General features: G+C 62.3%; 20 protein-coding genes and 1 riboswitch. Of the genes, 19 read left to right on the top strand and 1 reads right to left on the bottom strand.

Annotated elements, in window-relative coordinates:
- Positions 1 to 8 precede the first annotated feature (8 nt).
- Genes cobN through cobJ form a run of 5 tightly spaced genes read left to right on the top strand, consistent with a single transcriptional unit; the run spans position 9 to position 6,563 of the window.
- On the top strand, positions 9 to 3,305 hold the full coding sequence (cobN, locus tag C4S59_RS13770; RefSeq protein WP_103911103.1) for a cobaltochelatase subunit CobN: 3,297 nt from the start codon (positions 9 to 11) through the stop codon (positions 3,303 to 3,305).
- Entirely contained in the window at positions 3,302 to 4,444 is a 1,143-nt protein-coding gene (locus tag C4S59_RS13765; RefSeq protein ID WP_234994775.1) for a cobalamin biosynthesis protein CobG, read from the top strand. Before cobN ends, C4S59_RS13765 begins: the two co-directional genes overlap by 4 nt.
- Positions 4,445 to 5,074, top strand: a complete 630-nt coding sequence (locus tag C4S59_RS13760) for a precorrin-8X methylmutase (RefSeq protein ID WP_103911102.1) — start codon at positions 4,445 to 4,447, stop codon at positions 5,072 to 5,074.
- Complete coding sequence (locus tag C4S59_RS13755) at positions 5,071 to 5,814, top strand: precorrin-2 C(20)-methyltransferase (RefSeq protein WP_103911101.1); 744 nt, start codon at positions 5,071 to 5,073, stop codon at positions 5,812 to 5,814. Before C4S59_RS13760 ends, C4S59_RS13755 begins: the two co-directional genes overlap by 4 nt.
- Positions 5,811 to 6,563 carry a precorrin-3B C(17)-methyltransferase gene (gene cobJ / locus C4S59_RS13750; protein WP_103911100.1) on the top strand — a complete coding sequence of 251 codons (753 nt, stop codon included), beginning with the start codon at positions 5,811 to 5,813 and terminating at the stop codon, positions 6,561 to 6,563. Before C4S59_RS13755 ends, cobJ begins: the two co-directional genes overlap by 4 nt.
- On the opposite strand, the gene C4S59_RS13745 is transcribed toward cobJ, so the two are convergent.
- On the bottom strand, positions 6,536 to 7,291 hold the full coding sequence (locus C4S59_RS13745) for a cobalt-precorrin-6A reductase (protein ID WP_103911242.1): 756 nt from the start codon (positions 7,289 to 7,291) through the stop codon (positions 6,536 to 6,538). The genes cobJ and C4S59_RS13745 overlap by 28 nt on opposite strands.
- Between C4S59_RS13745 and cbiE the strand changes: the two genes are divergently transcribed.
- The 14 genes from cbiE to C4S59_RS13675 all read left to right on the top strand — a co-directional run bounded on the left by cbiE (position 7,290) and on the right by C4S59_RS13675 (position 19,313).
- Positions 7,290 to 8,486 carry a precorrin-6y C5,15-methyltransferase (decarboxylating) subunit CbiE gene (gene cbiE / locus C4S59_RS13740; RefSeq protein WP_103911099.1) on the top strand — a complete coding sequence of 399 codons (1,197 nt, stop codon included), beginning with the start codon at positions 7,290 to 7,292 and terminating at the stop codon, positions 8,484 to 8,486. The genes C4S59_RS13745 and cbiE overlap by 2 nt on opposite strands.
- Entirely contained in the window at positions 8,483 to 8,851 is a 369-nt protein-coding gene (locus C4S59_RS13735) for a cobalamin biosynthesis protein (RefSeq protein ID WP_103911098.1), read from the top strand. Before cbiE ends, C4S59_RS13735 begins: the two co-directional genes overlap by 4 nt.
- Entirely contained in the window at positions 8,848 to 9,657 is an 810-nt protein-coding gene (gene cobM / locus C4S59_RS13730) for a precorrin-4 C(11)-methyltransferase (RefSeq protein ID WP_103911097.1), read from the top strand. The genes C4S59_RS13735 and cobM overlap by 4 nt, the downstream gene beginning before the upstream one ends.
- Positions 9,654 to 10,964 (top strand): cobyrinate a,c-diamide synthase, encoded by a 1,311-nt coding sequence (locus C4S59_RS13725; RefSeq protein ID WP_103911096.1) that lies wholly within the window; start codon positions 9,654 to 9,656, stop codon positions 10,962 to 10,964. Before cobM ends, C4S59_RS13725 begins: the two co-directional genes overlap by 4 nt.
- A complete protein-coding gene (gene cobA, locus C4S59_RS13720; RefSeq protein WP_103911095.1) occupies positions 10,961 to 11,677 on the top strand; it encodes a uroporphyrinogen-III C-methyltransferase in 717 nt (238 codons plus the stop codon). The genes C4S59_RS13725 and cobA overlap by 4 nt, the downstream gene beginning before the upstream one ends.
- Positions 11,674 to 12,009, top strand: coding sequence for a DUF1636 family protein (locus C4S59_RS13715; protein ID WP_234994774.1), 336 nt, complete (start codon positions 11,674 to 11,676; stop codon positions 12,007 to 12,009). The genes cobA and C4S59_RS13715 overlap by 4 nt, the downstream gene beginning before the upstream one ends.
- A 76-nt stretch (positions 12,010 to 12,085) precedes the next feature.
- A riboswitch (cobalamin riboswitch) is annotated at positions 12,086 to 12,299 on the top strand.
- 38 nt (positions 12,300 to 12,337) lie between these two features.
- Positions 12,338 to 12,514 carry a CbtB domain-containing protein gene (locus C4S59_RS13710; protein ID WP_103911094.1) on the top strand — a complete coding sequence of 59 codons (177 nt, stop codon included), beginning with the start codon at positions 12,338 to 12,340 and terminating at the stop codon, positions 12,512 to 12,514.
- A 17-nt stretch (positions 12,515 to 12,531) separates the two neighbouring features.
- The gene (locus C4S59_RS13705; protein ID WP_103911093.1) at positions 12,532 to 13,239 is read left to right on the top strand and encodes a CbtA family protein; all 708 of its coding nucleotides are present in this window, start codon (positions 12,532 to 12,534) and stop codon (positions 13,237 to 13,239) included.
- Positions 13,240 to 13,296: 57 nt separating this feature from the next.
- Entirely contained in the window at positions 13,297 to 14,031 is a 735-nt protein-coding gene (gene cobF / locus C4S59_RS13700) for a precorrin-6A synthase (deacetylating) (protein WP_103911092.1), read from the top strand.
- A gap of 119 nt (positions 14,032 to 14,150) precedes the next feature.
- Positions 14,151 to 14,939, top strand: a complete 789-nt coding sequence (gene pcaD, locus C4S59_RS13695) for a 3-oxoadipate enol-lactonase (RefSeq protein WP_103911091.1) — start codon at positions 14,151 to 14,153, stop codon at positions 14,937 to 14,939.
- Positions 14,932 to 15,642 (top strand): alpha/beta fold hydrolase, encoded by a 711-nt coding sequence (locus tag C4S59_RS13690; protein WP_103911090.1) that lies wholly within the window; start codon positions 14,932 to 14,934, stop codon positions 15,640 to 15,642. The genes pcaD and C4S59_RS13690 overlap by 8 nt, the downstream gene beginning before the upstream one ends.
- A 3-nt stretch (positions 15,643 to 15,645) precedes the next feature.
- Entirely contained in the window at positions 15,646 to 16,968 is a 1,323-nt protein-coding gene (locus C4S59_RS13685) for a lyase family protein (protein ID WP_103911089.1), read from the top strand.
- Between the two features lie 4 nt (positions 16,969 to 16,972).
- Positions 16,973 to 18,181: an MFS transporter gene (locus tag C4S59_RS13680; protein ID WP_103911088.1), complete on the top strand. Its 1,209-nt coding sequence runs from the start codon at positions 16,973 to 16,975 to the stop codon at positions 18,179 to 18,181.
- Positions 18,182 to 18,233: 52 nt separating this feature from the next.
- The gene (locus tag C4S59_RS13675) at positions 18,234 to 19,313 is read left to right on the top strand and encodes an alcohol dehydrogenase catalytic domain-containing protein (RefSeq protein ID WP_103911087.1); all 1,080 of its coding nucleotides are present in this window, start codon (positions 18,234 to 18,236) and stop codon (positions 19,311 to 19,313) included.
- Positions 19,314 to 19,392: the final 79 nt, after the last annotated feature.

Below are 19,392 nucleotides of genomic sequence, written 5' to 3'. Positions count from 1 at the left end.
ACGCCGCAATGCACGTCGTCTTTCGCGAAAGCCACGGTCTAGAAGAGACAGACACCCCGACGGATCTGGGTCAGGATCCGGCGGACCTGGTGGTATTGTCTTTTTCTGACAGTGACCTTGGCGCATTTGCGGAAGGCTGGCGGCGCGGCGGCGGACCCGAGGGGCGGTTGCCCAGCCTGCGGTTGGCCAACCTGTCGGCTCTACGGCATCCGTTGTCAGTTGATACCTACATCGACAACACGCTGTCGGGCGCCAAGGGCATTCTGATCCGCCTGATCGGTGGCGTGCCCTATTGGGAATATGGCGTGCAACAGGTGATGGCGCTGGCCCAAAGCAAGGGCATCGCCGTGGCCGTTCTGCCCGCAGACGGGCGACCCGACACGCGGCTGGATGCGGTCTCGACCCTGCCGGTATCCACGCTCAGACGTCTGGCGCATCTTTGCGACTCGGGCGGTGCAGTGGCGGCGCAAGCCGCTTTGGCACAGATGGCATTGGCAGCGGGGCTATATGCAGCGCCCGTGCGCGGGGCCAAAACGATCTCAACTGTCGGGGCATGGAGCCCGCAAGACGGCCCAGCATGCCCGCTTGGCGACATGCCGACATCGGACGCGGCCCGTGTCCTGATCGTTTTCTACCGCTCTTATCTGGTTGCCGCCGATCTTGCGCCGATCACCGCCATGTACGACGCGTTCCGCGCGCAGGGCTATCACGTCCGCGCGCTGTTTGTGCCCTCGCTTAAGGCCCCCGATGCGCGCGGCTGGCTGGAACGACAGGTACGCGCCTATGCGCCAAACGTCATCGTCAATGCGACCGCCTTCAGCGGCAAAGGCGCGGGCGAGGCATCGCCACTGGACGCAGGCAATGTGCCGGTGTTCCAAGTGGCCCTGTCCACCTCGACCCGCGACGCATGGGCCGAGGCAGAGCGCGGATTGTCCCCGGCCGATCTGGCCATGCATGTGGTCCTGCCCGAGGTCGACGGACGCCTGATGGGCGGGGTTGTTTCCTTTAAAGAACCCGGTGTCCGCGACCCCGATCTGCAATTTGCCCGCTATGCCCATAGCGCCGATGCCGACTGTATCGGCGCCGTGGTCAAACGGGTGCGCGGCTGGCTTGATCTGGCCGCCAAACCCGTGGCGGAACGGCGCGTGGCGCTTGTTTTGTCGACGTATCCCGGCAAGGACTGGAACATGGGGCATGCCGTAGGGCTGGATGCCACGGCTTCGGCCCGCGCGATCCTGTCTGACCTCTCCGAGGCCGGATATGACGTGGGCACGGTGCCTGATCTGGAAAACAGGCTGCTGGCGCGGGAGTTTTCCCTGCCGCTGACTGACTACCGCCAGATGCTAAGCACACTGCCAGAAACCTTGCGCGACGAATTGGCCAAGGTTTGGGGCGATCCGGAAGACGACGATGCAGTTTATGACGGCGCTTTCCATTTCGCTGCAGTAAAAACCGGTCGCGGGCTTGTTCTGTTGCAGCCCGAACGAGGCAATCCGAAACTGCGTGATGACGAATATCACGACCTGTCCCGCTCGCCCCGCCATGCCTATGTCGCCTTTTACCTCTGGCTTCAGACCACTGCCGATGCGCTGGTCCATATCGGTGCCCATGGCACGCTGGAATGGCTTCCCGGCAAATCCGTGGCCTTGTCCAACACCTGCTGGCCCGAGGCACTGATTGGCGCGTTGCCGGTCATCTATCCGTTCATCGTCAATGACCCCGGCGAAGCCGCACAAGCCAAGCGCCGCATCGGGGCTGTCACGCTGGGCCATGTGCCCCCGCCCCTGCGCCAAAGCGAAACGCCTGACCGGCTGGCGCGGCTAGAGGCGCTTCTGGACGAATTTTCCAACGCCGATGGCTTGGACCCTAAACGCCGCGACCGCCTACAGGCCGACATCCGCGCCGAGGCTCAGGCACTGGGCGTGGAAGATGACCTAGGTCTGGATCGCGCCGCCTGCACCGCCGAGGCGATCACGCGCATCGACCGCTTTGTTTGCGACATCAAAGAAAGCCAGTTCGGCGAGGGCCTGCACATCTGGGGCCGCACGCCCGAAACACAGGGCAGCTTTGACGCGACCGCATCTGCGCATTCTGAGAAAGCCGCGCTTCTGGCCGCGCTTGACGGACAACGGATTGCGGCTGGCCCATCGGGGTCGCCCTATCGCGGCCGTCAGGACGTGCTGCCCACAGGGCGGAACCTGTTTACCACCGATCCACGATCTGTCCCGACGCGGGCGGCCTATGCGCAGGGCGTCAAATTGGCCGAAGAACTGGTGCGTCGTCACCTGCAGGAAGAAGGCAACTGGCCGCAGGGTCTGATTGTCGATCTTTGGGGGTCCGCCACGATGCGCACCGCAGGCGAGGAATTCGCCATGGCGCTGCACCTGTTGGGCGTGCGCCCGATCTGGGACAAAGGATCAGAGCGCGTGTCTGGCATCGAAGTGCTGCCCATAGCCGAGCTTGACCGCCCCCGCATCGACGTGACTTTGCGCGTCTCGGGCCTGTTCCGCGATGTCTTCCCGACGCTGTCGGCCCTGTTTGCACAGGCGACACGGGCACTGGCAGATCGCGATGAGGCACCTGACTGGAACCCCTATGCGGGCCAGACGCCAGTCGCACGGGTCTACGGGCCCGCGCCGGGCAGCTTCGGTTTGGGTATGGGCGCGGCCTTGGACAATTTCACACCCGAGGCCCGCGAACAGGCCGGACAAGCGTGGCTGGATGCCTCGTCTTGGGCGCTGGACGGTGATCATGCGACCCGCGACATGCAAGGCCTGCGCGCCCGTGTCGGACAGGCCGACAGTTTCGTCCACCTTCAGGACCTGCCGGAAACCGATCTACTTCTGGCCTCGGACTATGCCGCGCATGAGGCGGGCTTTGCCGCAGCGCAGGCCATCACCGGCGGTCAGGCGACCCTGTATCATCTGGACGCCACCAATCCCGACGCCCCCCGTGCCCGACTTCTGCCCGAAGAAATCGCCCGCGTTGTGCAGGCCCGCGCCACCAACCCGCGCTGGATCGCGGGTATGCGCGCCCACGGGTTCCGGGGCGCTGCCGAAATCGCCGCGACGCTGGGCCATATGGCAAGCTTTGCGCATCTTGCCGATACGGTCGGCCCGCATCTGTTCGATGCCTTCCACGAGGCCACGCTGGGCGACGCCGAAACCGCCGCTTTCCTGCAAGAGGCCAACCCCGAAGCCTATCAAGCCATGCTCGATACCTTCCGCAGATTGCACGACTCCGGTCTGTGGCAGACGCGGCGCAACTCGATCCTTGCGGGCATTGAAACGGGGACCGTGATATGAACGCGCCTGCGACATCGCCATCGGTCAAGGGCTGGTGCCCCGGCGCCCATCGCCCGATGTTGTCCGGCGACGGGCTGGTGGTACGTGTTCGCCCCTTTCGCGCCGAACTGTCGGCAGATCAGGCACGCGGGCTCTGCGATCTGGCCGAACGTTTTGGTAATGGTACGCTGGATCTGACGTCACGCGCGAACCTGCAAATCCGTGGCGTCGCCGAAGCCGATCATCCCGCCCTTCTGGCCGAACTGGAGGCACTGGGCCTGATCGACCAAGACCCCGCCGTGGAAGGCCACCGAAATATCCTTTTGGACCCGAACTGGGCCACTGGCGATCTGACCGACCGGCTTTATGACGCACTGCTTTCCGCCCTGCCCAGCCTGCCTGACATGCCCGAAAAAATGGGCTTTGCGCTGGACACCTGTCGTGGGGGATACCTGCGCGACGGGTCTGCCGATTTCCGGTTTGAAATTTCCGATGATGGCGGTCTGATCCTGCGCGCTGACGGCTGCGACGCGGGTCGTCCCGTGACCGAGGCCGCCGCCATCGACGCGCTGAAAGACATGGCCGAATGGTTCGTCAGCACGGGCGGACGCGACGCTGGTCGCATGGCGCGCCATCTGAAAACCGTATCCCTGCCCGCAGAGTGGCAAACCACGCCGCCCCGTAGCGCTGCGACCGACGTCAGCCCTGGCGCAGCACCGAACGGCACCGTCCTAGGGGCCGCTTTCGGCAAGATCGACACAACCGCGTTGCGCGACCTTTTGAACGATACCGGCGCGGAACAGATGCGCCTGATGCTTGGCCGCATGTTCTGGCTGCGCGGTGGCAGAGCCCCCGCCCCGTCACAGCATTTCGTCTTCGAAGGCGGCGACCCGATCCTGAAAGCCCACGCCTGCCCCGGTGCGCCCTTTTGCCCGCAGGCCACCGTAGAAACCCGTAGTCTGGCCACGTGGCTGGCTGCGCAAACCGATCATGTCCTGCATGTCTCTGGATGTTCCAAGGGCTGCGCCCTGCCGCGCGCCTGCGCGGTCACGCTGGTCGGGCGCGATGGCGCCTTTGACCTTGTGAAAAACGGCGCACCATGGGACATCCCAAGCCAAACCGGTCTCGCCCCCGATACCATAAGCCTGAAAGACCTTTGAATGCCTTACACCTACGAAAAAGACGGCGCTGCGATCTATGCCGAAAGCTTTGCCACGATCCGGGCCGAGGCCAATCTGGCGCGTTTCGACGCCGATGAGGAACCCATCGCGGTACGAATGATCCACGCGGCAGGCATGGTCGGGCTGGAAGAGCATGTGCATATGTCCCCCGGTTTCGCCAAGGCCGCCCGCGCTGCATTGGAAAACGGTGCGCCGATCCTGTGTGATGCCTATATGGTGTCTGAAGGCGTCACGCGTCCTCGTCTGCCCGCAGATAACGCCGTCATCTGCACCCTGCGCGATCCGAAAGTTCCCGAAATGGCGCGCGAGATGGGGAACACACGTTCAGCCGCCGCGCTTGAACTGTGGCGTCCGCATCTGGAAGGCGCGCTGGTGGCCATCGGCAACGCGCCCACCGCACTGTTCCACCTGTTGAACATGCTGGAAGATCCCGATTGTCCGCGCCCTGCTGCGATCATCGGCTGCCCTGTGGGTTTTGTCGGTGCGCGGGAAAGCAAGGATGCGCTTTGGACCGATCAACCGGTGCCCAGCCTGATCGTCGAAGGACGTCTGGGTGGCTCCGCGATCACCGTTGCCGCGATCAACGCCATTGCGAGCCGCAAGGAATGAGCGCGCCCGAGACAAAGCAGGGGATGATCTGGGGTGTAGGACTTGGCCCCGGCGATCCCGAACTGATGTCGGTCAAGGCAGACCGCCTGCTGCGCAATGCGACCCATGTGGCGCATTTCCGCAAAGCGGGCCGCACCGGTCAGGCGCGTCGTATCATCGGCGATATGCTTCACGCGGATGTGACGGAAATTCCCATGGAATATCCGGTCACCACGGAAATCCCGCTGACAGACCCGCGCTATAACGAAATGCTGTCGGCCTTTTACGAAGAAAGCGCCGCACACCTGCGGGACTTGTCGAACGCAGGGCACGAGGTGGTCATCGTCAGCGAAGGTGATCCGTTCTTCTACGGCTCGTTCATGCATCTTTACACGCGCCTGAAAGACGACTGCCCCGTTCAGGTCGTGCCCGCCATCACAGGGATGAGCGCCGCTTGGACAGCCACCGGCGTGCCCATCACGTGGGGCGACGATGTGCTGAGCGTTCTGATGGGCACTCTGCCCGAAGATGCCTTGGTCGAGCATATGGAAAAGGCCGATGCGCTGGTGATCATGAAGATCGGGCGCAACATCGACAAAATCCGCAACGCCCTGCGCCGCTCCGGTCGCTTTGACGCCGCTTGGCTGGTGGAATACGCGGCCATGGCCGATCAGACGGTTCAAAAGCTTGCCGATGCGGGGGAAAAGGTCACGCCCTACTTCTCGATCATCGTGGTTCACGGCAACGGGAGACGCCCATGACCGGCTCTGTGGTGATCGCGGGCCTTGGCCCCGGTTCGGAAACCTTGGTGACCCCCGAAGTCAGCGCCGCTTTGGCGAAGGCCACCGACGTGGTGGGCTATATTCCTTACGTGGCTCGGGTTGCGGAACGCCCAGGTTTGACGCTGCATCCCTCGGACAACCGTGTGGAAATCGACCGGTCGCGTCATGCGCTTGAGATGGCCAGCGAAGGCCGGAACGTGGTTGTTGTGTCGTCCGGTGATCCGGGTGTTTTTGCCATGGCATCCGCCGTGTTCGAGGCGGTCGAGGCTGGCCCCGAGGAATGGCGCAATCTGGATATTCAGGTACTGCCAGGTATTACCGCGATGCTGGCCGCCGCCGCCCGCGCGGGCGCGCCTTTGGGCCATGATTTCTGCGCCATCAACCTCAGCGACAACCTTAAGCCATGGGCGCTGATCGAAAAACGTCTGCGTCTTGCGGCAGAGGCGGATTTCGCCATGGCGTTCTATAATCCGCGGTCGAAATCCCGCCCCGAAGGGTTCGAGAAAACGCTGCGTATCCTTCAGGACGCCTGCGGAGACGCGCGGCCCGTTATATTCGCGCGCGCGGTGTCCACGCCCGACGAACAGCTGAGTGTGGTTCCCTTGACCGAATGCACGCCGGAAATGGCGGATATGCGAACTATGGTTCTGGTCGGTTCATCCACGACGCGCATCATCGAACGCGACGGCGCGCCGATTGTCTACACGCCAAGGTCCGTCAAAGCATGACCCAGCCAGCGCTTCACGTCATCAATGCTATGCGCTTCGGTGCGCGGCGGGATTGCGGGTCGGTCGATCATAATGACCGGAACGCCCAGTTGACGTGCGGCAATGATCTTGGCCTCGGCACCTTTGCCACCGGCATTTTTGGACACGACAAGATCGATCCCGTGTTCTTCCATCAGCGCCCTGTCGCCTTCGAGCGTAAAGGGCCCGCGATCCACGATGACCGTCGCTTCAGGAAAGCCCAAAGCTTCGCTGGGCGGGTCAACCAGACGCAAGACGTAGGCATGCTGCGGGTTCACGGTAAAGTCGGACAGATGCATACGCCCGACAGCCAGCAACACACGTTTTCGCGGACCTTTCAGCGCGTCGACCGCTCCGGCAATGTCCGCGACGTGGGTCCATTGATCGCCGTCCTCGGGCTGCCACGGCGCACGGGTGTAGGCCAAAAGCGGAACGCCCGTTTCTGCGCAGGCCGCGATAGCGTTGCAGCTCATTTGCGCGGCAAAGGGATGCGTTGCATCAATCACATGGGTGATCGCATTGTCGCGCAGATAGCGGGCCAGCCCTTCGGCCCCGCCAAAGCCACCGACGCGCAGCGGCATGCCCTGCGGTGCGGGCCGCGCAACGCGTCCGGCCATGGAAACAGTGCCGCGCACGCCGGCGTCTGCCAGAACGGTGCACAGGCTGCGGCCCTCGGTGGTGCCGCCAAGGATCAGGAGGTTCGGGTCGATGGCTGATACTCCGTGGTTGACCGTAATCGGTTTGGGCGAAGATGGACCGGACGGCCTGTGCAAGGCAAGCCGCGACGTGCTGGAAAGCGCAGAATGCATCATGGGCGCCGCGCGTCATCTGTCGCTGCTGCCCGACGTGGGAACCGAGCGGATCGAATGGCCGGTGCCCTATTCCGATGGCGTTGATCTGTTGATGAAACGCCGCGGCAAACCTACCGTGGTTCTGGCCTCAGGTGATCCGTTCTGGTTCGGTGCGGGTTCGGTGCTGGCCAAACAGTTGGACCGCAGCGAATGGCGGGCCTTTTCGGGGCAATCGGTGTTTTCACTGGCGGCGGCGCGGCTTGGCTGGCCGCTGGAAAAAACGCTTTGCCTTGGGCTGCATGCCACCCCGCTGACGGCCCTGCGTCCCCATCTGACAACTGGTCGCCGGATCATCGCCACCTTGCGCGATGGTGATGCGGTGGCGGCGCTTGGTACCTATCTGACAGATGCCGGATTTGGGGACACCCCCTGCACGGTGCTGGAGGCCCTGAATGGCCCGCGTGAACAGACCACCGAAGCTGTGGCGCGTGATCTGGGCAATGGCAGTTTCGCACATCCCGTTTGCATCGCGCTTGAGATCAAGGGCGACGGCGCGGTGATGCCGCTTGCCTCTGGTCGGGCGGATGACTGGTTTGACAGCGATGGCCAGATCACCAAGCAACCGATCCGCGCGCTGACCCTGTCGGCACTGGCCCCGCGACCGTTCGAACATCTCTGGGACATCGGCGGCGGCTCTGGCTCGATTGGGATAGAATGGCTTTTGACAGACCCGACCCTGAATGCGACTGCAATCGAACCCCGTGCCGACCGCGCCGTGCGCATCCGCGACAACGCGGACCGTCTGGGCGTTGGCCGTTTGACCGTGGTCGAGGGCAAAGCACCCGATGCGCTGCGCGACTTAACACCACCAGACGTCGTTTTCGTGGGCGGCGGCCTGTCGCAAGAGCTGATCACCTTTTTGGAAACCCTGCCCAAAGGCACGCGTATCGTTGCCAACGCCGTCACGCTGGAAAGCGAAGCGCTGCTGACGCAGACGCATGCACGCCTTGGCGGTAGCCTGATGCGCATCGAGATTGCCAATGCCGTGCCCATCGGCCCGAAACGCGGGTGGCGCGCATCTTACCCGATCACGCAATGGAGCGTTCAGCTATGATCGTTGCGGGTTTCGGATTCTCGACACGTGCCGGACAGGACAGTTTGCGCGACGCGCTGAAACAGGCCTGCGAAGCCACAGGCGTGTCGCCCGACGCCTTGGCCACAGCCGATGATAAGGCAGGCACGTTACAAGAACTGGCAACAACCCTTGCCCTGCCCGTCGTTCCCGTGACGGCAGAGGCACTGACACAGCAGAAAACCATCACCCAATCCGCCCGCGCGATCCAAGAACGCGCAACGGGGTCTGTGGCCGAGGCATCCGCCCTTGCCGCCGCAGGCCCCGGTGCACGCCTTCTGACCCCGCGATTGCATGCGCAGGACCGTCTTTCGACCTGCGCGCTGGCCCAAGGAGCCACATCATGACCGTACATTTCATCGGCGCCGGTCCCGGCGCGCCCGACCTTCTGACCCTGCGCGGCCGCGATATCATCGCCAGTTGTCCGGTCTGCCTCTACGCCGGATCGCTGGTGCCGCAGGCCATTCTGGAACATTGCCCACCCAACGCCCGTATCGTGAACACGGCGTCGATGGATCTGGATCAGATCGTAGCCGAAATCCGCCGTGCACATGATGCGGGGCAAGACGTGGCGCGGCTGCATTCCGGTGATCTGTCGGTCTGGTCCGCCATGGGCGAACAGTTGCGCCGCCTGCGGGCCGAGGGCATTCCCGTCTCCGTCACCCCCGGTGTGCCGGCCTTTGCTGCCGCCGCTGCTGCCTTGGGCGCAGAACTGACCCTGCCGGGTCTGGCGCAATCCGTGGTGCTGACCCGCACGCCCGGTCGCGCATCGTCGATGCCTGAAGGCGAAACGCTGACCAATTTTGCCGCAACCGGCGCGACGCTGGCCATTCACCTGTCGATCCAGAACCTTGCCAAAGTCGTCGATGACCTCACACCCGCCTATGGCGCGGATTGCCCTGTCGCCGTGGTTTATCGCGCAAGCTGGCCGGACGAGACCATCCTGCGCGGCACACTGGCCGACATTCAGGACAAACTGGGTGACAACATCCAACGCACAGCCCTGATCCTTGTCGGCCCCGCGCTGAAGGGCGAAGGTTTTGACGAAAGCTGCCTTTATGCGGTGGATTACGACCGCCGTTACCGCCCGCAAAGCGCCGACAGCCCGTGGGCCAGTTGGTCCGATGATACCGAAGGTCAGGGCACATCATGAAAGGTCTGCTGATCTCTGCACCGTCGTCGGGCACTGGTAAAACCACGGTCATGCTGGGCCTGCTCCGCGCATTGGCGGATGATGGACTTGCCGTGCAGCCATTCAAGTCAGGCCCCGATTATATCGATCCGGCTTTTCATCAGGCCGCTTGCGGACGACCCAGTTTCAATCTGGACGGCTGGGCCATGGGGCCGAAGCTGTGGCAAGCCATCTCGGCCCGTGCGAAGGGCGCTGATATCTGTGTGGCCGAAGGGTCGATGGGCCTGTTCGACGGCGTTGCGACACGCGGCCAGCAGGGCTTCGGCAGCAGCGCCGAAACCGCACAGGCCATGGGCTGGCCCGTGGTTCTGGTGCTGGACGTTGGTGGGCAGGCGCAGTCTGCTGCGGCGACAGCGCTGGGTTTCCGCACCTATCTGCCCGATCTACCCTTTGCCGGTGTGATCCTGAATCGCGTCGCGTCGCCCCGACATGAACGGCTGACACGTTTGGGGATGGAACGCGCGGGTTTGCCGGTTCTGGGCGTCTTGCCCCGTCGTGGTGACTTGACCCTGCCGGAACGGCATCTGGGCCTGATCCAAGCGGTCGAACATCCTGATCTGGATGAAGCCATCGCCGACTACGCGACATTCCTGCGCGACCATGTTGATCTGGACGCCTTGCGCGCTGCGGCGGCGGGCCATGCCCTGCCCAAGACGCCCTCTGCTTTGCCGAAACCTCCGGCACAGCGCATCGCCATTGCGCGTGATGCGGCGTTTTCGTTCACCTATCCGCATCTGCTGGAAGGCTGGCACGATGCAGGCGCTGAAATCCTGCCCTTCTCGCCCCTAGCGAATGAGGCCCCTGCGGCGGACGCCGATATTGTGTGGCTGCCCGGCGGCTACCCTGAACTGCACGCCGGTCAATTGGCCGCCGCCGAAACCTTCCGCGCGGGCGTGCGCCGTCACGCAGAAACGCGTCCCGTTCACGGGGAATGCGGTGGTTACATGGCCTTGGGCGAGGCGTTGATCGACAAAACCGGCTCGCGTCACCAGATGCTCGGGCTGCTCGGGCTGGTGACCAGCTATGAAAAGCGCAAATTTCATCTGGGTTATCGCCGCGCCGTGCTTCAGGCGCCGCTACCCGGCTTTGCGGTGGACACCGCCCTGCGCGGCCATGAATTCCACTACTCGACCATTCTGGAACAACCCGACGCGCCACTGGCCGAGGTGCGCGACGCGGACGGCAACCTTGTCCCCGAAACCGGATCGCATCGGGGCCATGCCTCGGGCACGTTCTTTCACCTGATCACGCAAGAGGAAACCGCATGACACGCCTCGTCAGCTTTGTGAGTTCCGGTCCGGGCGATCCCGAGCTTCTGACACTCAAGGCCGTGGACCGTCTCAAGCGCGCCGATGCGGTGCTGTTTGATGACCTGTCGTCAGGCCCGATCCTAAGCTACGTGCGCAGCGGGGCCGATCTGGTTGCCGTGGGAAAACGGGCCGGTCGGCCATCGCCCAAACAGGACCACGTCAGCCGTTTGCTGGTGGATTACGCGCTACAAGACCAACACGTTGTGCGACTGAAATCCGGTGACAGCGGTATTTTCGGCCGACTGGAAGAAGAAATCACCGCGCTGCGTGAAGCCGGCATTCCGTATGAGATCATCCCCGGCATCCCGTCCGCCATTGCGGCCGCTGCGGCGGCGGGCATTCCGCTGACCCGCCGACTGACGGCACGCCGCGTGCAGTTTATCACCGGTCATGATGTGACCGGTCAGTTGCCCGAAAACATGAACCTTGCCGCACTGGCCGATCCGGCGGCTTCGACCGTTGTGTTCATGGGCAAACGGACCTTCCCGAAACTGGCCGCGATGCTGTGCGATGCGGGCCTGCCCGAGGATACCCCCGCCCTTTTGGCCGAGGCGGTCAGCACACCGGAGCAAAATATCGAGCGCCACACGATTCGATCCCTGTCCGACCAGTTGGAACGCGAAATCGGCGATCAGCCTGCGCTGATCCTGTACGGGCCGCTTGCCACATGAGCAAACATGCGGCCATCACTGTCACGGTCTGCACCTCATGTCCCATGGGGCTTGCAGGATTTGCCGACACGTTGCGTGAAAGGTTGGCCGCTGATCACAAGGACGTTGTGGTCGCTAAGCGCGACTGCATGTCTGGGTGCACCCGACCGTCAACTGTAGCCGTCAGAAGCGCGGGAAAAACCGCCTATCTTTTCGGTGACTTGACCGACGCGGATGCAGAGCTGATCGATAGGTTTCTGCGTCACTATCGCGACTCGGACACAGGCGATTTCGAAGACGCCCGCGTTCTGGGCGACCTGCGGTTCAAAGCGATCGCCAGAATTCCGGGCTAGGTGGTGTGACCGATGCGACCTATGTCGCTTTGACGCGCTATAAATTCGGTTTCGCTATTGACTGGGTAGCACCCTCGGCGGGATAAAGACGCGTGGTGTTCCAACCCTGAAGGGAAGGAGCTTAATTCGGGAACAGGGATAATCAACCAGTAAACCCAGACCGCCCCCGCGACTGTATGCGGCGAGCGACCTTTCAAAGACCCACTGCCGAAGCCTTGGTGCTTGGTGGGAAGGGGAAAGGCCCGCGACGACCCGAGAGTCAGGAGACCGGCCACGCCAAATGAAACCCAAACAGCCGTCGGGTGTGACGGTCCAGGAGTAAAGAAATATGTCGCAGACCATCGCAACTCGCAGCACTGCAACCGCTCAATCCGGCCTGATGGGCATCGTCCTGACAGCGTTCCTGGGTATGGGTATCGTGTTCCTTGCTGGTCACGCGCAGTCCGCTACGCTGCACGACGCGGCACACGACATCCGTCACGGCACCGGCTTCCCCTGCCACTGACGCACAGCTGACATCCCATGAATATCAAAACGCTAACAGGCGCCCTAATCGGCGGCTGTGCTACGGGTATTGTCGCGGGCGCTCTGCATTTTGGGTTCCTTCAGGATATCATTCTTCAGGCCGAGCTCTATGAATCTCGCGACCTGATCCATTTTGGTCAGGTAGAAGCGCACGATCATGGTGACGCGGCCGACGGCCATTCCCATAGCCACGGTGACGCTGGCGAAGGCTCGGATTTCAACCGAAACCTGCTGACCATGCTTTTTGCGGGACTGATCTATGCAGGTTACGGCCTGATCCTGGCTGCGATCTTCCAGTTCGTCCGGGCTCGCGGTCACGATGTGACAGCGATGCAGGGTGTGCTGTGGGGGCTGGCAGGGTTTGCTGTGGTCCAGATGGCACCGTCGATGGGTCTTGCGCCCAATCTTCCGGGCACAATCGCTGAAGATATCAATATGCGCCAATATTGGTGGTTCGGCACAATGGCCGCGACGGCAATCGGCCTCGGGCTGATGTTCTTGCGCCCCTCTGTGCTGACGATCGCCGTGGGCTTTGTGCTGATTGCGCTGCCCCACGTCATCGGTGCGCCGGTTCTGGACGAGTTCTATGGCGTTGCGCCGCCGGAACTGTCGGCAACCTTTGCGACCCGCGTCATTGGCGTTGCCTTCTTTAGTTGGGCTTTGTTGGGTGCCTTGGTGGCACGGCTGACAGACCCGAACACCTGAAACACCACACTGGCCGGATGACATCATCCGGCCCGTTTCATTCAAGAGACCGGTTTCATGGACACTCTCTGGCTTGTTGGTATCGGCACGGGCAGCCTCTCTCACATCACGCTTGAGGGGGTGAAGGCCCTTCAGCAGGCCGCAGTGATTTTGGTGCCGCGCAAGGGCGACCAGAAAGACGACCTTGCCGAAATCCGCCACCGCATCATCGAAGAAACCGGATCACAGGCCCGCATCGTTCATTTCGAATACCCTGTCCGCGATCCCGACCTGCCCTATCAGGAGCGGGTCAAACAGTGGCACGACGAAATCGCCCGCCGCTGGCAGGTCGCAATCGCCGGTGTCGACATCACGGGTCCGGTGGCCCTGCTGGTTTGGGGCGATCCGTCGCTTTACGACAGCACGCTTCGTATTGCCGAACGACTTTCCCCTGCCCCGCAGGTCCGCGTGATCCCCGGGATCACCGCAATTCAGGCCCTGACCGCTGCGCACGCCATTCCCCTGAACACCGTCGACGGATCGGTCATGATCACCACCGGTCGTCGCCTGCGTGCCGAAGGACTTCCGCACAATGCCGAAACCACTGTCGTCATGCTGGACGGGCTGTGTTCGTTCCAGAACCTTGATGCAGACGGCTGGCACATCTGGTGGGGGGCTTATCTTGGATCTGACCAACAGATCCTGATCGAAGGCCCCTTGGCAGACGTCGCAAGCCAAATCGTGGAAACCCGCGCAGCCGCACGGGAACAGCACGGCTGGATCATGGACAGCTACATTCTGAAACGCCGCTGAACGCCTTCAATGGCTGCATTCCAAGCAGCCCTCTGGCAGTCGCGAAACCGTTGCTTGGTTATTCCCTTTCCGGTGGTGAGCCTTTAATCAGGTCCCATCAGGAATATAAGGAGACGCCCGTGCGGATCGCAGAGATTGACGGCCCCCGTTTGCATTATCGCATCGACGGCAACCCCGATGGGGCACCGGTTGTATTTGCCAACTCTTTGGGAACAGACCTGCGCCTGTGGGATCAGGTCATGCCCATTCTGCCGCAAGAGTACTGCTATATCCGTTACGACAAACGCGGCCACGGTCTGTCGGACTGCCCTGAAGGCCCCTACAGCATGGGCGCGCTGGTGTCTGACGTTGAAAAGCTGCTGGATTTTCTGGGCGTTAAGGACTGCGTCTTTGTCGGCCTCTCTATCGGCGGGATGATCGCACAAGGCTTGGCCGCCAAGCGTATGGACCTTGTCCGCGCGATGGTTCTGTCCAACACCGGCGCAAAAATCGGCACGCGCGAGATGTGGGCAGACCGTATTGCCGCCGTGGACGCAGGCGGGATCGAGGCGCTGGCCGATCCGATCCTTGAACGGTGGTTTTCGAAATCCTTCCGCGACACGCCTGCCTTCTGGGCATGGCACAACATGCTGATCCGTCAGACCAAAACCGGATACATGGGCTGCTGTTCGGCAATCGCTGGCACGGATTTCATCACCCCCACATCCGGCCTGCGCCTGCCCGCTTTGGGCATCGCGGGCTCTGAGGATGGCTCGACCCCGCCTGATCTGGTGCGTGAAACCATCGATCTGATTCCGGGTTCGGATTTCAAACTGATCCGCGGTGCAGGTCACCTTCCTTGCGTTGAAAAGCCCGAGGAATACGCGCAGATCCTGACCGATTTCCTGAAGGCGCAGGGGCATGGCTGATATCCTACTGGTCCACGGGTCGTGCCACGGCGCATGGTGCTGGCGTGATCTGATCCCCGAACTACAGGCGCGCGGCCACAACGCCCGCGCCATCGATCTGCCATCCCACGGCGATGACAAAACACCTGTGGGCGATGTCACGCTGGATATGTACGCGCAGACCATTCTGGATGCGCTGGACGGCCCGACGATTGTGATGGGCCATTCCATGGGCGGCTATCCGATCAGCCGCGCCGCCGATCTGGACCCGACCAACATCAGCCGCCTGATCTATCTGTGCGCTTATGTGCCGTGGGATGATCATTCGCTGGTCGAAATGCGCCTGCGCGCGCCCCGTCAGCCGATCATGAAGGCCATCGAAAAGGCCGAGGACGGCGTGACGTTTTCGATCAAGCCCGAACATGCGCGCGAAGTGTTCTACCACGACATTCCTGACGAGGCGTTCGAGTTCGCGCTGAACAACATCTGTCCTCAGGCGATCCTGCCGCAGGCGACCAAGGTGACCTTGGGCGAGAACTATAAGTCGGTCCCGCGAAGCTATATCGTCTGCGAACAGGACAGCGCGATCCCGTCCGAGTTTCAGGAAACCATGGCCGAAGATTTCGTGCCGCAGGATGTGTTCCGCATGGACACTTCGCATTCCCCCTTCTTCTCGCAACCTGCCGCGCTTGCGCAGCTGGTTCACAAAATCTCAGAAAGCTAAGGTATGGCCGGTTCCGTTTTCGACAGCGGTATGTATGCAAAACTGTTTCCAACGGGCGATGTGGGCAAGCTGTTCACCGACACCGCCGAAGTCCGCGCCATGATGCTGGTCGAAGGCGCTTTGGCCAAGGTGCAGGGACAGGCCGGCGTGATCCCCGAAATCAGCGCGCAGGCCATCCACCGCGCGTCGATGGAATTGCAGATTGATCCATCGGGTCTGGCCAAGGCGACAGGCACCAACGGCGTTTGCGTACCCGCGCTGGTCGGGGCGTTCCGCGAATTGATGCAAGCGCCTGAGCACGCGCAATACCTGCACTGGGGTGCCACATCGCAGGACATCATGGACACGGGCCTCATGCTACGGATCAAAAAGGTGCTGGCGCAATATGACGCCCGCATCCGCGCCATTCTGTCGGGCCTATCTGTATTGGCCGAAGCACACGTCGCACAGCCCATGGCCGCACGCACCTACGGCCAGTTCGCAACGCCCACGTCCTTTGGCGCGGTTGTGGCCGCGTGGGGCTGGCCGCTGTTGTCTGCTTTGGACGATCTGCAACGACTGTCCGATGCTTTGCCCGTCTCTTTGTCCGGCGCTGCCGGCACCGCGTCCGAACTTGGCTCTGACGCCCCCGCCCTGCGCGCGGCGTTGGCCGAGGCGTTGGGACTGGCCGATCCGAAACGCAGCTGGCACGCGGACCGGTCGATCATGCTGCAACTGGGCGGCTGGATCGCGCGGGTCGGCGATGGTTTGGGCAAAATGGGCGAAGACCTGATTGCCGCCACGCAATCCGGCGTGGGCGAAGTGCGCCTGTCCGGTGCTGGCGGATCGTCGACCATGCCGCAGAAACAGAACCCTGTTGGGCCCTCGGCCCTCGTGGCACTGAACCGCCATATCCAAGGGCTGAACGGCACGCTTCACGCCGCAGGCACCCCGCGCCAACAGCGCGACGGGTCTGCGTGGTTCACCGAATGGATGGTTGTGCCGCAACTGTGCCTTGCCCTGTCCGCCGCGCTGGATCACGCAGAACGGCTGACCCAATCGGTCACACCGGATGGCGACGCGATGATGGCCACGCTGGACAGCGCCCAAGGGTTGCTCGCGGCCGAGGCACTGTCGTTTGCCCTGACCGACCGCATGTCGCGCCCCGACGCGCAGGCGCAGGTCAAGGACCTGTGCAAAGAGGTCATCGCCAACGGCACGCACCTGCGCGATGCAGCACTGGCCAAATGGCCCGACCTGAACGCGGGGCTGTTCGATCCGACCCAACAGATGGGTGAAGCCCCGTCCGAGGCGCGCGCCTTTATCGCCGCCGTAAAGGCGATTTGACCTGATGCGATTGCCGATCCTCTTCTTGTTGCTCACTGTGATGATCGACTCGATGGGGATCGGATTGATCCTTCCGGTGATGCCGGAACTGATCGAAGAGGTGACGGGCGGCACATTGGCCCAAGCCGCGCTTTGGGGTGGGTTGTTATCAACCGTCTTTGCCCTGATGCAGTTTCTGTTCGGCCCGATGCTGGGATCGCTGTCCGACAGGTTCGGACGTCGCCCCATTTTGCTGACAGCCCTTGGTGTAATGGCCATCGACTACGTCATTATGGCGCTTGCAGGCAGCATCTGGTTGCTGCTGATTGGCCGCATCGTCGCGGGCATCACGGCCGCCACACAGACCGCAGCCTCTGCCGCAATCGCCGACTTATCCGATCCCAAGAAAAAGGCGCAGAACTTTGGCCTTGTGGGGGCTGCCATTGGCTTGGGCTTTGTTCTGGGGCCCCTGCTCGGCGGGTTTCTGGGCGGCTTCGGGACACGCGCCCCCTTTATCGCCGCCGCTGTGCTCGCAGGCATGAATATGGTGCTGGGCTATTTCGTTCTGCCGGAAACCGTGACAGACGCGATCCGCCGCCCCATCGAACGATCCCGCCTGAACCCGCTTGGCGCATTCAAGGCGCTGAACCGGATGGACGGCGTCGCGCGCGGGATTGCGGTGTTTTTCCTGCTGCAAACAGCCTTTCACGTCTATCCGTCGATCTGGAGCTATTTCGGCACAGAACGCTTTGGCTGGGATGCCGGGCTGATCGGCCTATCCCTGACCATATTCGGCCTGTCCGTTGCCATCGTTCAGGCCGTGCTGATCCGGTACATCCTGAAATACCTCGGGGAACGTGGCACCGTCATCTACGGGCTGACCTTTAACATGATCGCATTTCTGGCGATTTCCTTTGTCACCTCGGGCCATATCGCACTGATCCTGACGCCCTTGGCCGCAATGGGTGCCGTCACTTCACCCGCGATCCAAGGCATGCTCAGCCAGCGCGTTGGCGACAACGAACAAGGCGCGCTTCAGGGCGTGTTCCTGTCGGCGGCAGCCTTGGCCGCCATTGCCTCACCACCCCTGATGACAACGATCTTCTTCGGCTTCACCCATGAAGGTGCCGCACTCTATTTCCCCGGTGCGCCATTCATCGCATCCATTGTCATACTGCTTGCAGCCTTTGCGGTTCTCTTTTGGCCGCAACGTCGTGAACAAACGATCATTTAAAGGCTTGAACCTTCCCTGATGCGCCGCCACTCTGCCCGCAGGAGGATATTGTATGACAGTCATTAAAGCCGCGGTCTGCCGTCAACACGGCCAGCCTATGACCATCGAAACCCTGAACCTGCGCGATCCGCTGGCGGGTGAGGTTTCGGTCAAAATTTCCGCCGTGGCGATCTGCCATTCCGATATCCACTATGCCGAAGGGTCCTTTGGCGGCGAACTGCCCGCGGTCTTTGGCCACGAGGCGGCAGGCGAGGTTGTTGCCGTGGGCGATGGCGTCACCACAGCCAAGGTCGGTGATAAGGTTGTCGTCACGCTGATCCGCAGCTGCGGCACCTGCCCCACCTGCACGACGGGCCGCCCGACCATCTGCCAGACGACCAAACGCGGGCCTTCGCCCCTGACCATGGATGACGGCACCAACGTCGTGGCGGAAATGGACTGCGGCGCCTTTGCCGAACAGGTTATTGTCGATCAAAGTCAGGTCGTGCCCTTCACGAACGACATCCGCCCCGAGGTTGCGGCCCTTTTGGGCTGTGGCGTGATCACCGGCATCGGAGCAGTGGTTAACGCGGGCAAACTGCGCGCGGGCGAAGATGTGGTCGTGATCGGTGCGGGCGGCGTTGGCCTGAATGCGATCCAAGGCGCACGCATCGCAGGTGCGCGTCGCATCATCGCGGTGGATATGACCGAAGACCGTCTGGAACAGGCCAAATCCTTTGGCGCGACCGATGGCGTTCTGGCCACAGACAAAGCCCCGTGGAAACAGGTCCAGCGCATCCTTCGCAAGGGCGCTGACCTTTGCGTTGTAACGGTCGGCGCGATCCCCGCCTACGACAGCGCGCCCCGTTATCTGGGCTGGGGCGGACGGCTTGTGATGGTCGGGATGCCGCACGCTGGTTCAACCGCAAGTTACGAACCCTTGCGCGCGGCATACACCGGTCAAGGCATGATTGGATCAAAAATGGGCGACGTTGTGATATCCCGCGACATCCCCTGGATGATTGATTTGTACGAACAAGGCCGCCTGAATCTGGACGATTTAGTTACTAAAACGTGGGACTTAGAGCAAATCAACGAAGCCATTGCCAACACGCTGGAGGGGTCAGCAATCCGCAACGTTCTGGTTTTGTAGATTTTTAACGAAGTTTCCCCCTAACTGTTCGGGGGCCGGACAGATACTTTATCCGTGATGCAACTATGCAGATGCCTAA

The organism is Thalassococcus halodurans (genome assembly GCF_900108225.1).
In the GTDB taxonomy this organism is placed as follows: domain Bacteria; phylum Pseudomonadota; class Alphaproteobacteria; order Rhodobacterales; family Rhodobacteraceae; genus Thalassococcus; species Thalassococcus halodurans.
Note: the sequence above shows the minus strand (reverse complement) of the source record. Positions and strands in the feature narration are given on the sequence as shown.